This window comes from Microbacterium sp., assembly GCF_017305435.1.
Taxonomy (GTDB): Bacteria; Actinomycetota; Actinomycetes; order Actinomycetales; family Microbacteriaceae; genus Microbacterium.
Genome location: NZ_JAFKIP010000003.1, coordinates 215,426 through 229,321, shown reverse-complemented (window position 1 = coordinate 229,321; position 13,896 = coordinate 215,426). Strand labels below are relative to the sequence as shown.

Below are 13,896 nucleotides of genomic sequence, written 5' to 3'. Positions count from 1 at the left end.
TCTCCGTGCGGGGTGGGTCAGACGCTCGCGCGCCCGCTGCGCCGTCGCGCGACCAGTACGAGACCGGCGGCGAGCAGGATCGCCGCGAGCACCGTGACGAACCCGATCGGGAACGTGCCGCCGGTGGCAGCGAGGCTGCCATCGGCGAGGACGGTCACGGGGAGCCGCACCTCACCCGTGCCCGACGTGAGCACGAGCGTGTGCGCGCCGGGGGTGAGGTTCGCCGGCACGGTGACCGTGAACGAGACGCGCCCGTCCGTTCCCGCAGCGGGGATGCCGGTGATCACGATCGGGTCGCTGAACAGCGTCGCCGCGAGCTGCTGAGCGGGCAGCAGTCCGGCCACGTTCACCGTGAACGACTCGCCCTGCAGGACGCGGCCCGTCCCGTACGTGATCGCGGCGGCCTCGAGTGCGGCGCCGAGCTCTTCGGCGGTCGGTCCGCCGGTGCTCGGAAGGTCGCCGCCGCCCGTGCGCACGACCGCGCGCCCGAGCGGTGCCGGGTCGACGACGTCGTGCGCCGCGAAGTACGCGACCGTCGCCTGCAGGTCGACCTGGCCCGTGTCGGTGCGGTCGGTGCCCTGCGCGAAGGTGACGAAGTTGTCTCCACCCGCCGCCAGGAACGAGTTGGTCACGACGGTGAACCGGTCGCTCGCGGCGATCGTCTTACCGTCGAGGCTCATCGACGCGATGCGCGTGCCGCGCGGGGCAGTCGGGTCGTACGTGTACGTGAAGCCCTCCGACACACCCAGGTGCAGCTTCGGTCGCGACGAGCCGTCCGGCTGCCACTGCTCCTCGAGCACCGCCTTCAGCTGCGCCCCGGTGAGGGTGACGGTGACGAGCGTGTTCGCGAACGGCTGCACGTTCGCCACGTCGCGGACGGTGACGGTGCCGTCGCCGACCTTGATGAGGTCGGCGCGCAGGCCTCCCGGGTTCATGAGGCCGATCTGCGCGGGCGTCCCCGCGTAGTCCTCGTTCGAGGTCGCCCACAGGTACAGGTCCGCGACGGTGTTCCCGAGCGAGGACTCGACGCCCCGATCCGAGCCGCCCGTGCCACCCCGCAGGATGTCCGCGCTGATGGCGCCGACCTCGACCGTGCCCTTCTCGTTCGCGACGGACACGGCGTCCGACACGATCTTCGCGACCGCGGGGTCCGCCGGGTAGGCGGCAGCGCCGTTCACGACGAGTGGAACCAGCGACGGCGTGACGGAGACGAGCTCCTTCGTGGTCGAGTCCACGGTCAGGTCGAGCTTTCCGAGCGTCGTGCCGTACTGGTGCGCCTGGATCACCGGGCGCTCGCCGCCGGGGCCGGCGACCTCGCACGCGAACGACTGGTGCGTGTGGCCGGTGACGATGGCATCCACCGCGGCGGATGCCCCGCGGATCAGCTCGCCGAACGCCGTCGTGTCACCGGCGACGGCCTCGCAGGACGCCGTCGCGGGGCCTTCGTGCGTGAGCAGCACGATGACGTCGGCGAGGTCGCCGTCGGTGATCTTCGCCGCGACGCGATTGACGGCCTTGAGCTGGTCGCCGAACTCGATGCCGGCGATCCCGGTCGGGGTGACCATCGCCGCGGTCTGCTCGGTGACGGTGCCGATGAAGGCGATGCGCACGCCGTCGACGGTCTCGACCCGGTACTCGTCGAGCGCCGGCGTCTTCGCGCCCTTGAGGTACACGTTCGCGCCCAGGGAGAGGTGGCTGCCGCCGAGGGCCGGCGTGACCCGGTTCTTGAGGTCGTCGAAGCCCGCGTCGAACTCGTGGTTGCCCACGGCGCCGACGTCGAGACCGGCGGCCCTGAGCGCCTGGATCGTCGGGGTGTCCTGCTGGATGAAGGACGTGAACGTGGATGCCCCGATGTTGTCGCCCGCCGAGACGAACAGCGTGTTCGGGTTCTGCGCCTCGAACGCGTCGACCGCGCCGGCGAGCACGGCGGCGCCGGCCTCCTTGTTGGCGAGGTTCTGCTCGATGCGCCCGTGGAAGTCGTTGATCGTCAGCACCTGGATGTCGGTGAGGCCGTTATCGATCGCGAAGAGGGTCGTCGTGCCGGAGACCTCGTTCGCGACGGCGAGCAGCGGCTCGCCGGTCGTGGACTGCTCCGCGGGGATGAACGTGACGCCCTCGGCGCCGAGGTCGAGCGATGCGGCGCTCGGCTCTTTGCCCGCCGTGAAGTCCCGGTTGTTGACGTAGGTGACGAAGGTCGCGGCGGCGGGGTCGGTGATGTCGTAGACCATGATCCCGCCGACCCGCTCGAGGCCGACGAATGCGTAGGTGCGGCCGTTCACGGCGCCGATCGCGACGTTCTCGGGTTCGGGGCCCTTCGCCGCGCTGCGGGTGTCGAACCCGGTCTCGTCGTGGCCCGAGTTGAAGTAGTCGGGGATGGCGTCGGCGATGATCTGCTCGAACCCGTCGCCGGAGTCGAAGACCTGCTCGCCGGCCGTCGTCCAGATCGAGAAGGAGCGCCCGCCGTAGCTGTAGAGCTCGCTGTAGCAGTCGGCACCGTCGGCGATGCCGAGGTCCGTCGCGATTTTGAGGCGTCCGAGCTTGGCGTCGGCCTTGGAACCGGAGAGCGGGCTGTCGGCGCAGACCGCGGCGAGCCCCTTCTTGCCGAGGTCCTTCACGCGGGCCTCGTCGATGTACGAGCCCCACTCACGCGCGTCGCCCTCGTTCGCGGTGACGAGGTAGGTCTGCCCGGCCGCCTGGTAGGACGCGATGCCGTCGGGCATGTACACGCCCTTCAGTCCCGGGTAGGTGGCGATGTCGATCGCCGAGTCGCGGTCGCTCGCGTCGAGGCCGTTGCCCGCCACACCGTGATCCTTGAATCCGAGCGAGTACAGGTCGGTGACGGATGCCGAGGCGAGGTCGATGACGGCGATCGCGTTCGCCTCCTGGATCGCGGCGTACGCCGTGCCGCCGTCGATCGTGATGTACTCGGGCTCGAGGTTGCGGCTGACGCGGTTCGCCGCGAGCGGGCGCTCGCCCTGGTCGGGCGCGGCGACGTCGGGGCCGAAGACGCGGACGTCCGCGGGGAGGTTCTCGCCTTCGTAGGCGCCGAAGCCGGCGAGGCGCACGTCGCTCTGCGACGGCGCCGCCTTCCCGGCGGGGAGGCTGACGACGCCGACCGAGCCCTCGGGGTCGAGCGAGAAGTCCGCGGCGGGTTCACCCTCGTTCGCGACGACGGCGTACCGGCCGTCCTTCGAGACCGTCACCATGTCGGGGAGGGCGCCGACGGTGACGCTGCCGAGCACGGTGGGGGCTGCGGCGTCCGCGTCGAAGAACACCAGGCGTCCGGGGTCGGTCTTCACAGGGTTCTCGAGCGCGATGACGCCGAGGCCGTCCGCGCGCACCGCGACCGAGTTCGCGATGCCGTCGGAGGCGATCTCGTAGAGCTCCGCGGGTGCGGTCGCGTCGGAGTAGTCGAGCACGGTGACGGCGCCGGCCTGCGCGTTCACGACGAAGAGGCGGTCGCTGTGGGCGGCGACGATCTCGGCGGCGGATTCGCCGAACACGCCGGTGGCGTGCGTCCCGATCGGGGTGAGCGAGATGGCGGCATCCTCCGCCGCGTGCACGAGCGGCACGGCGGGGTCGGGCGCGGCGAAGGCGGGGGAGGCGAGCGGTGTCAGGGCGAGCGTGCACACGAGTGCGGCGGTGGTGACGGCGCCGATCGTGCGACGCCGGACAGGCGAAGGCATGGATGTCCTCAGGTCGTATGGGCAGGGTGCCTTCTGCCTAACGATCTCCGGTGGCGCGGGCGTGACCCGCGGGTGAACGAACGGGTGGTCCGTGCCCTCCGGCGCTCGCCGCGGCGGACGGTCGTCACGTACACTGAGCAATGTGCCCTACCCGGCGCTGACGAAGATGTCGATTTGTCTCACGAGGACGTGACTGCATGAGCATGACTGCCATACCCACTGCGCTCTCCGCCGAAGAGCGGGATGCCATCCTGGACGCCGTCCGCGAGTTCGCGCAGACGCGGCTCGCGCCGGGCGCGCTCGATTGGGATCGGCGCAAGCACTTCCCCCGGGACGTCCTCGCCGAGGCGGGCGAGCTCGGCCTCGGGGCGCTGTACGTACGCGAGGACGTCGGCGGCACGGGCCTGCGGCGCGAGGACGCCGCGGCGATCTTCGAGGCGCTCGCGATGGGCGACCCGACGATCGCGGCGTACATCACGATCCACAACATGGTCGCGTGGATGATCGATCAGAACGGCACGCCCGCGCAGCGCGAGCAGTGGCTGCCGCGGCTGGCGACGCTGCGCGACCTCGGGGCGTACTGCCTCACCGAGCCCGGCGCCGGGTCGGACGCCGCGGCGATCACGACGAGCGCGATCGCGGACGGCGACGAGTACGTGCTGACGGGCGTCAAGCAGTTCATCTCGGGCGCCGGCGAGGCATCCGTCTACGTCGTCATGGCGCGGACGGGTGCGCCCGGCGCTCGGGGCATCACGGCGTTCCTCGTCCCGGCGGATGCCGTGGGCCTGAGCTTCGGCGCGAACGAGCACAAGATGGGGTGGAACGCGCAGCCGACGCGGCAGGTGATCCTCGACGAGGTGCGCGTCCCGGCATCCGCCGTCCTCGGCGAGCTCGGCGGCGGGTTCCGCATCGCGATGAAGGGCCTCAACGGCGGGCGCGTCAACATCGCCGCGTGCTCGATCGGCGGTGCGCAGTGGGCCCTCGACCGCGCCATCCGCTATGTGCACGAGCGCTTCACGTTCGGCGAGGCGCTCGCCGAACGCCAGTCGGTCGTGTTCGCCCTGGCCGACATGGCGACGGAGCTCGTCGCCGCGCGGGCGCTCGTCGAGCGGGCCGCGCGTGCGATCGACGAGGACGCCCCCGACGTCGCCGTCCAGTGCGCGATGGCGAAGCGCTTCGCGACGGATGCCGGGTTCGAGGTCGCCAATCGGGCGCTGCAGCTGCACGGCGGGTACGGATACCTGCAGGAGTACGGCATCGAGAAGGTCGTCCGTGATCTGCGCGTGCACCAGATCCTCGAGGGGACGAACGAGATCATGCGCGTCGTCATCGGCCGCGGCATCGTCGGCGCGTGATCGGCGCCGACGAGGCTGGAAGACTGACGCCATGACCGATTACGAGACGATCCTCGTCGAGACGCGCGGGCGCGTCGGCTGGATCACCCTGAACCGTCCCGAGGCCCTCAACGCCCTGAACACGCAGGTCATGCGCGACGTCGTCGCCGCCGCCGAGGCGTTCGACGCCGACACCGCGATCGGCGCGATCGTCGTGACCGGCAGTGAGCGGGCGTTCGCGGCGGGCGCGGACATCAAGGAGATGGAGCAGAAGTCGGGCCGCGAGATGCTCATGGACGACCATTTCGGCGCCTGGGCACGCTTCGCGGCGGTCCGCACGCCGGTGATCGCGGCGGTCTCGGGCTACGCGCTCGGCGGGGGATGCGAGCTCGCCATGATGTGCGACATCATCCTCGCGGCCGACACGGCGCGCTTCGGCCAGCCCGAGATCACTCTCGGGGTCATCCCGGGCATGGGCGGCACGCAGCGACTCGTCCGTGCCGTCGGGCCGTACGTCGCCGCGGATCTGGTGCTCACGGGGCGCCTGCTCGATGCCGCCGAGGCCGCCGAGGTCGGACTCGTCTCGCGTGTCGTCCCGGCATCCGAGCTCGTCGCGGAGGCGGAGAAGGTCGCGGCATCCGTCGCCGAGAAGTCGCTCGTCGCACTCTTCGCCGCGAAGGCGGCGCTGGATGCCGCCCTGGAGAGCTCGCTCGCCGAGGGTCTGCGGTTCGAGCGGCAGGCGTTCTCGGGCCTCTTCGACACCGAGGACCAGAAGGAGGGCATGGCCGCCTTCCGCGAGAAGAGGGCGCCGCGGTTCAGGAATCGCTGACGGTGGCGACGGTGATCCGCCGTCTCACACAATCTGAAACTGCGTCTCATCTCCTATGATGGGTACAGCGCGAAGGAGATGCGATGAAGATCGTGGTGCTGGTCAAGGAAGTCCCCGATACCTACGGTGATCGGAAGCTGAGCCTGGAGACGGGGCTCGCCGATCGCGCCGCCTCGGAGCGCGTCCTCGACGAGATCGGCGAACGCGCCCTCGAGGTCGCGCTGAGCTACGCCGACGCGAACCCCGGAACCGAGGTTCAGGTCGTGTCGATGGCGGCGGAGGCATCGGCCGCGACGATCCGCAAGGGTCTCGCGATGGGCGCGGCATCCGCGCTGCAGGTCGTCGACGAGGGTCTCGCCGGGGCCGATCTGGGGATCACCGCGCGCGTCCTCGCCGCAGCCGTGCAGCGGGCCGGATTCGACCTCGTCATCACGGGCAACCTCTCCACCGACGGCTCGGGCGGAGTGATCCCCGCGATGCTCGCGGAGCACCTCGGCGTCGCCCAGGCGACGGCGCTGTCGGCCGTCACGATCGCGGAGGGCGAGGTGTCGGGCACGCGTGCGACGGATGCCGGGACGGCCCAGGCCACCGCGACGCTGCCGGCGGTCATCTCGATCACCGAGGCGCTGCCCGACGCGCGGTTCCCGAACTTCAAGGGCATCATGGCGGCGAAGAAGAAGCCGTTCGAGACGGTGTCGCTCCAGGGCCTCGGGGCCGACGTCGACCCGGCATCCGCGCCGCAGTCGATCCTCACCGCGGTGAGCGAGAAGCCGCCGCGCGGCGCGGGCGTGAAGATCACCGACGAGGGCGATGCGGGCGAGAAGCTCGCGGCATACCTCATCGAGAACCGACTGGCGTAAGGGGCACACCATGGCGGAGTTCGCTGCGGATTCGATTCTGGTCGTGCTGGACGTCACACCGGGCGGCGCCCTGGCGTCGTCGTCGGCGGGGCTCCTGGGAGCCGCCGCCGAGATCGGCACGCCCGTCGCGCTGGTCGTCGCCGCGGACGAGGCGCTCGCGGCGCTCGCTGCGGCGGCCGGTGAGCTGGGCGCTCCGGTGGTGCTGACGGCTGCGCTCGGCGGCGCAGGCGGGGCCGACGACGCGCTGACGGTGCCGATCGTGGATGCCGCGGCATCCGCCTACGACCTCGTGCAGCCCGATGCGGTCCTCGTGTCGAACTCGATCGAGGGGCGCGACGTGGCGGGGCGGCTCGCCGCGCGGCGATCGCTCGCGCTCGCGGTCGACGCGGTCGGTGTCGCGCGCGACGAGGAGGGCGTCCTCGCGCAGCACTCGGTCTACGGCGGGGCGTTCAACGCCACGTCGGCCCCGACGTTCGGCGCACTCGTCGTGACGGTGCGGCAGGGTGCCATCGACGCGCGTGCGGAGGCCGTGGCATCCCCTGTCGTCGAAGAGCTCGCGGTGGCGGCATCGGGGCTCCCGGCGGCGCGGATCGCCTCGTTCACGGCGGAGGTCGCGACCTCGTCGCGCCCCGAGCTGCGCGGCGCGGCGAAGGTCGTCTCGGGCGGGCGCGGCCTTGGCTCGGCGGAGAAGTTCGTGCTCGTCGAGGAACTCGCCGACGCGCTGGGTGCTGCGGTCGGAGCGTCGCGCGCGGCCGTGGATGCCGGGTACATCCCGTATTCGCACCAGGTCGGGCAGACCGGGGTGTCCGTCGCGCCGCAGCTGTACGTCGCGCTGGGGATCTCGGGCGCCATCCAGCACAAAGCGGGCATGCAGACCGCGAAGACGATCGTCGCGATCAATAAGGACGGCGATGCGCCGATCTTCGAGATCGCCGACTACGGCATCGTGGGCGACGTGTTCCAGGTCGTGCCCCAGCTGATCGCCGCGCTCAACGCCAAGAAGGCCTGATGGCGTCGTCGGGTTCGGGGTCCACGCTGCGCCGCGGCCTGCCCCGCGTCGCCGGGGGAGAGCCGTGGCCCCCCGCGGGCGCAGCCGATGCTGCAGATGTGGCCACTTCTGCTGCGCCGGAGAGCGCCGCCCGACAGATCGGGACACTTCTGCAGGGCGAGGCTGCGGCCCTGCGCCGCGGCCTGCCGCGCACGCCCGGCGGCGAGCCGTGGCCGCCGGGTGGCGGTGCTCGCGCGGCACACGATGTTGCCTCGGCGGGGTCGAACCCGCAGGTACTGATTTCCGAGACGGATGCCGCGCCGGCTCTCGCGACGGCGCCCCCCACCTCCGAGGCATCCACCCACAGCGTGCCCTCCGACACGGATGCCACGGCGCTGCGCCGCGGACTGCCGCGCACGCCCGGCGGCGAGCCGTGGCCGCCCGGCGGAATCCTCGCGCGCGTGGGCGACCCCGCCGCCGCTCCCACCGCGAACGAGGGCGCCATCTCTCTGCCGGGGCGCCAGGAACCTCAGGCGCCGCTGCAGGAAACCGGCGCCGAACAGGCGGATGCCCCGGCCGCACCCGCGCGAGCAGCCGTCGCCGTCTCCGCGGCGCCGGACGGACCGCGGCCGCCGCTGCCGTTCACGCAGACGGTGTGGCCGGGACGTGCGGCATCTCACCGCCCCGCCCCGCCTGCCGAGCCGAAGCGCTACGGCCCCTTCACGAAGGCGCAGTGGGCGGGGGCGATCATCGTCGGCGGCGCGGGACTCCTCTTCGCTGCCGGGATGGCAGTCGTGTTCGTCCGCTGGTTCCTGAGCCTCGAGTTCATGCAGGACTTCCTCGTGACCTATCCGGGCGAGTACCACCTGCCCGAGGGGGCGCCCGTCGGCATCCCCGCGTGGCTCGGCTGGCAGCACTTCTTCAATGTGTTCCTGATGGTGCTGATCATCCGCACCGGCCTCACGATCCGTACCGAGAAACGCCCCGCCGTCTTCTGGACGCCCAAGCGGAACAAGAAGGGCAAGGTCAGCCTCACGATCTGGTTCCACCAGTCGCTCGACCTGCTCTGGATCGTCAACGGGTTCGTCTTCGTGGCCCTGCTCTTCGTCACGGGCCAGTGGATGCGGATCGTCCCGACGAGTTGGGAGGTCTTCCCCAACGCGTTGAGCGCCGCGCTGCAGTACGTCTCGCTCGACTGGCCGACCGAGAACGGCTGGGTGAACTACAACTCGCTGCAGCAGCTCGCGTACTTCTCCACGGTGTTCATCGCGGCGCCCCTGGCGATCGTGACGGGCTACCGCATGAGCGGTCTGTGGCCGAAGAAGAACGCGAAGCTCAGCGCTGCGTACCCCATCGAGTGGGCGCGCAAGGTGCACTTCCCCGTGATGCTGTACTTCGTCGTGTTCATCTTCATCCACGTCGCGCTCGTCCTCGCGACGGGCGCCCTGCGGAACCTCAACCACATGTACGCCGCCCAGGGTTCCGTCGACGGCGTCGCTTACGCCGACAACTGGACGGGGTTCTGGATGTTCGTGGCATCCCTCGCGGTCATCGCTGCCGCATGGATCGCGGCGCGCCCCCTCGTGCTCGCCCCGATCGCCAGACTGTTCGGCACCGTCAGCGGGCGTTGAACCGTCGTGGCGGCGACACTGCACGACGTGGCACGGCGGGCCGGTGTCTCGATAAAGACGGTCTCCAACGTCATCCACGATCACCCGCACGTGCGCGCCGAGACCCGGGAGCGGGTCCGTGAGGCGATCGCGGCGCTGGACTACACGCCGAATCTCACCGCGCGGGGGCTGCGCTCCGGCAGGACCGGTGCGATCGGGCTCGCTGTCCCCGACCTCGGGCTGAGCTACTTCGCCGAGCTCGCCGCCGGCACGATCGAGGCGGCGGAGCGCGCGGGCGTCGTCGTGCTCGTGGAGCAGACGGGCGGGCACCGCGATCGCGAGCTGGCGCTCCTGCGCAGCCCGCGCCGCAAGCTGACCGACGGCCTGCTCTTCAGCCCGCTCGGAATGACCGCGGACGATGTCGGGGCGTTGCGGACCCCCTACCCGATGGTCGTGCTCGGCGAGCGCATCTTCGGCGGTCCGGCCGATCACGTGACGATGCGCAACGTGGCGGCCGCTCGCGCCGCCACTCAGCACCTCATCGATCTGGGGCGTCGCCGTATCGCGGTGATCGGCGCCCACGCGGGCGATGTCGACGGCTCGCCGGGACTGCGTCTTCGTGGCTATCGCGAGGCGCTGGATGCCGCGGCGATCCGGTTCGATCCGGAGCTCATCCGACCGGCGCCGATCTGGCAGCGCGCCAACGGTGCGGCCGTCGTGCGCGCGCTGATCGCCGACGGTGTCCCGTTCGATGCGGTCTTCGGACTCAACGACACCCTCGCCCTGGGTGCCATGCGCGCGCTGAGCGAGGAGGGGATCGGGGTGCCGGGGCGCGTCGCCGTCGTCGGGTTCGACGACCTCGACGAGTCGCAGTACGCCGTCCCCTCGCTGACGACGATCGATCCGGGTCGCGAGTGGCTGCCACAGGCCGCGGTGTCGACGCTCCTGGAGCGGATCAGCGGCGACTACGCAGGGGCGCCGCGTCTGCTCGAAGCGGAGTATCGCCTCGTGGTGCGAGAATCCGCCCCGGCGACGGGCGCGCATCCGACCTGAGCGGCCGCATTGACAACCGCTCGGTGCGGCTTCAAGATTTACTACGACGTCCAATTACAACGTTTACCTATCCCCAGCGCCGCCGTGCGCTGCGATCCGAAAGGTCACCATGCCCACTGCGCGCATGACTCTGAGCCCCGACGCCGTCGTGGGCACCGTACGCCGCGAACTCTTCGGCGGTTTCGTCGAGCACCTCGGACGACACGTCTACGACGGCATCTACGAACCCGGCCATGAGAGCGCCGACGCCGAGGGGTTCCGTGAGGACGTCATCGAGCTCGTCAAGGAACTCGGCGTCTCGACCATCCGCTACCCCGGCGGCAACTTCGTCTCGGGTTTCCGCTGGGAGGACAGCGTGGGCCCGCGCGACGAGCGCCCGCGCCGCCTCGACCTGGCCTGGCACTCCACCGAGACCAACGAGGTCGGCCTGCACGAGTTCTCGCACTGGCTGGAGAAGGTCGGCAGCGACCTCATGCTCGCGGTGAACCTCGGCACCCGCGGGACGCTCGAAGCGATCGACCTGCTCGAGTACTGCAACCTTCCGGGCGGCACCGAGATCAGCGAGCGACGCATCCGCAACGGGCGCGGCGAGCCGTTCGACGTGCGCGTGTGGTGCCTCGGCAACGAGATGGACGGCCCCTGGCAGCTCGGCCATCGCTCCGCGGAGGACTACGGAAAGCTCGCCTCGCGCACCGCCAAGGGCATGCGGCAGCTCGACCCCGGCATCCGGCTCGTCGCGTGCGGCTCTTCGAGCGCGCACATGCCGACGTTCGGTGAGTGGGAACGCGTCGTCCTCACGCACACCTACGACGACATCGACCTCATCTCCTGCCACGCCTACTACGAAGAGCACGACGGCGACCTGGGGAGCTTCCTCGCGTCGGCGGTCGACATGGACGGGTTCATCGAGACCGTCGTGGCGACGGCTGACCACGTGCGCGCCGTGCGTGGCAGCGACAAGCAGATCGACATCTCCTTCGACGAGTGGAACGTCTGGTACCTGTCGCGCTTCGAGAACGTGGACAAGATCGAGGGCATCGACAACTGGCCCGTCGCGCCGCGACTGCTCGAGGACGTCTACTCGGTGAAGGATGCCGTCGTGTTCGGCAATCTGATGATCTCCCTGCTGAAGCACGCCGATCGCGTCGCGAGCGCTTCGCTCGCGCAGCTCGTCAACGTCATCGCGCCGATCATGACGGAGCCCGGTGGCCCGGCCTGGCGTCAGACGACGTTCTTCCCGTTCTCGATCACGTCGCGACTGGCGAAGGGCGTCGCGCTCAAGGTCGACGTCAGCGTCCCCACCTACGAGACCACGCGCTATGGCGCCGTTCCGCTCGTCGACGCCGTCGCTACGCATGACGCCAATTCCGCGGAGAGCGCGGTCTTCCTCGTGAACCGCAGCACGACGGATGCCGTGGTGGTCGCCGTCGACGTGTCAGCGCTCGGTGCGAGCGAGGTGCGTGAATCGCACACCCTCGCCGATACCGACCTCGATGCGGCGAACACGCTCGAGAACCCCGAGCGGGTCGCGCCGCACGTCAATGAGTCCGTCCGCCTCGCCGACGGCCTCCTCACCGTGACGCTGCCGCCGGTGTCCTGGACGGCGCTGGCGCTGGCGTAAGGCCTGACCGAGGGGTCGCGACGCGCCGCGCGAGGGCGCGAGGATGCCGCGTGTCGCGACCCTTCGCGGAGCGCGAGGGCCGGCCGGGTCAGCGGACGAAGCGGACTTCGGTCAGGGTCTCGCCGAGGAACGGCTCGGTGTGGGTCGCGCCGTCGAGGGCGAATCCGTTGCGCGTGTAGAAGCGGTGCGCGCGCGGGTTGTCGTCGGCGACCCACAGGTAGAGCGGCTCGCCCTCCTCGACGGCAGCGTCGAACAGGCGCTGGCCCGTGCCCGTGCCGTGGAACGCATCGAGCAGGTAGATGAAGTACAGCTCCCGGCCGCGCGGGGCGTCGCGATCGCGCGCGGGGCCAGACCCGACGAAGCCGACGATCTCGCCGTCGGCGAGCGCCGCGAACATCTTGAATTCGGGGCCCTGTGCGGCCCAGTGGGTCCACAACTCGGCGAGGCGCTTGGGTGAGACCTTCTCGAGAGCGGCCTTGCTGATCAGGTGGTCGTAGGTCTCGTGCCAGCAGGTGGCGTGCACCCGGCCCAGGGCCTCGGCATCCACGTCGCGAACAGGACGGACGACGATGTCGGTCTTCAGCTCGGCTTCCATGGCCAGACTCTACGTCCGGCCCGCGCACACGCCAAATCGGGGAGGGCGGGTCTCCCCGGAGTGCCCACGTGAGTATGGCGCAGATATCACGGCCGGACCCTTCACCTTCGCGCCAAGACGGATTCTCATGATTCGGTCCCATCTCCTGTGCGCTGCTCGGGCAGCGTGATTCTCGTTGCGGCCCTCACTCGAGATATGGGAGACACGCCATCGGTGGCGGGCCCGGGTGCACCGCTCTCACCTCAAGCGTTGAGCACGACCTTGAGCGCCTTGGTCTCGGCGGCGCGGCTGAAGGTGTCGTAGGCATCGAGGATCCTGTCCAGCGCGAAATGGTGGCTGATGTAGCCGCCGACATCCAAGCGACCTTGGGCGAGCAGCTTGATCAGCATCGGCGAGGTGTTCGTGTTGACCAGACCGGTGCGGATAGTGAGGTTCTCGCTCCAGAGCCTGTCGATCGGGAATGTCACGGGAACGCCGTGCACCCCCACGTTCGCGACGTTGCCACCCGCGCGGACGATGTCGAGTGCCATACCCCACGTGGCCGGGGCACCGACTGCCTCGATGGCGACGTCCACTCCCAGCCCGTCGGTGAGCGCCAGCACCTGCTCCTTCCAGTCGGGATCGGTGGAGAGTACCCCGTCGGTGGCGCCGAAGTGCTTGGCCTGCGCAACGCGGTTCGGGTCGAGGTCTATCGCGATCACCCGGCTGGGGCCGTACAGCGACGAGGTCGTGATCGCGGCCAGGCCCACCGGACCCGCGCCGATGACGGCGACGACATCGCCCGGCTTTACCTCGCCGTTGCGCACGCCGATCTCGTGACCGGTCGGCAGGATGTCGCTGATCAGCACGGCCTGCTCGGGTACGACTCCGTCGGGGAGCTTGTGCAGGGACGTGTCTGCGAACGGCACGCGCACGTACTCGGCCTGGGTTCCGTCGATCAGATGCCCGAAGATCCAGCCGACGCCCGGAGCGCCCTCGTCGGACTGGCAGTGCGAGTAGACGCCGGCGCGGCAGTATGCGCAGGTTCCGCACGTCGACACGCACGAGATGATCACGCGATCACCGACGGCGATGTTGGCGACCGCGTCGCCGACGGCGGTGACCACTCCTACGCCCTCGTGGCCGAGAATACGGCCTGGCTCCACGGCGGGAACGTCGCCCTTGAGGATGTGCAAGTCCGTGCCGCAGATCGTGGTGTGCTCGATCTTGACGACGGCATCCGTCGACTTCTGGAGGACCGGGTCGGGAACCTCCACCCACTCCTTCTGGCCCGGCCCCTGGTAAACGAGTGCTTTCATAGTGCTTTCTCCTCTATCTTCT

Annotated in this window: 10 protein-coding genes; 7 read left to right on the top strand and 3 right to left on the bottom strand. The window is 70.2% G+C overall.

Annotated elements, in window-relative coordinates:
* Window positions 1-17: 17 nt before the first annotated feature.
* A complete protein-coding gene (locus tag J0I43_RS04440) occupies window positions 18-3,686 on the bottom strand; it encodes a choice-of-anchor I family protein (protein ID WP_292859662.1) in 3,669 nt (1,222 codons plus the stop codon).
* Window positions 3,687-3,883: 197 nt separating this feature from the next.
* On the opposite strand from J0I43_RS04440, the gene J0I43_RS04435 reads away from it, so the two are divergent.
* The 7 genes from J0I43_RS04435 to J0I43_RS04405 all read left to right on the top strand — a co-directional run bounded on the left by J0I43_RS04435 (window position 3,884) and on the right by J0I43_RS04405 (window position 11,981).
* A complete protein-coding gene (locus J0I43_RS04435; RefSeq protein ID WP_292859659.1) occupies window positions 3,884-5,041 on the top strand; it encodes an acyl-CoA dehydrogenase family protein in 1,158 nt (385 codons plus the stop codon).
* Between the two features lie 31 nt (window positions 5,042-5,072).
* A complete protein-coding gene (locus tag J0I43_RS04430; protein WP_292859656.1) occupies window positions 5,073-5,849 on the top strand; it encodes an enoyl-CoA hydratase-related protein in 777 nt (258 codons plus the stop codon).
* A gap of 83 nt (window positions 5,850-5,932) precedes the next feature.
* A complete protein-coding gene (locus tag J0I43_RS04425; protein ID WP_292859653.1) occupies window positions 5,933-6,709 on the top strand; it encodes an electron transfer flavoprotein subunit beta/FixA family protein in 777 nt (258 codons plus the stop codon).
* 10 nt (window positions 6,710-6,719) lie between these two features.
* Window positions 6,720-7,718 carry an electron transfer flavoprotein subunit alpha/FixB family protein gene (locus J0I43_RS04420; protein ID WP_292859650.1) on the top strand — a complete coding sequence of 333 codons (999 nt, stop codon included), beginning with the start codon at window positions 6,720-6,722 and terminating at the stop codon, window positions 7,716-7,718.
* A 98-nt stretch (window positions 7,719-7,816) separates the two neighbouring features.
* Window positions 7,817-9,328, top strand: coding sequence for a cytochrome b/b6 domain-containing protein (locus J0I43_RS04415; protein WP_292859647.1), 1,512 nt, complete (start codon window positions 7,817-7,819; stop codon window positions 9,326-9,328).
* Between the two features lie 27 nt (window positions 9,329-9,355).
* Window positions 9,356-10,360: a LacI family DNA-binding transcriptional regulator gene (locus J0I43_RS04410; RefSeq protein ID WP_292859644.1), complete on the top strand. Its 1,005-nt coding sequence runs from the start codon at window positions 9,356-9,358 to the stop codon at window positions 10,358-10,360.
* Window positions 10,361-10,469: 109 nt separating this feature from the next.
* A complete protein-coding gene (locus J0I43_RS04405) occupies window positions 10,470-11,981 on the top strand; it encodes an alpha-N-arabinofuranosidase (RefSeq protein WP_292859641.1) in 1,512 nt (503 codons plus the stop codon).
* A gap of 88 nt (window positions 11,982-12,069) precedes the next feature.
* On the opposite strand, the gene J0I43_RS04400 is transcribed toward J0I43_RS04405, so the two are convergent.
* On the bottom strand, window positions 12,070-12,576 hold the full coding sequence (locus J0I43_RS04400; protein ID WP_292859638.1) for a GNAT family N-acetyltransferase: 507 nt from the start codon (window positions 12,574-12,576) through the stop codon (window positions 12,070-12,072).
* Between the two features lie 242 nt (window positions 12,577-12,818).
* Complete coding sequence (locus J0I43_RS04395) at window positions 12,819-13,874, bottom strand: zinc-dependent alcohol dehydrogenase family protein (protein ID WP_292859635.1); 1,056 nt, start codon at window positions 13,872-13,874, stop codon at window positions 12,819-12,821.
* Window positions 13,875-13,896: the final 22 nt, after the last annotated feature.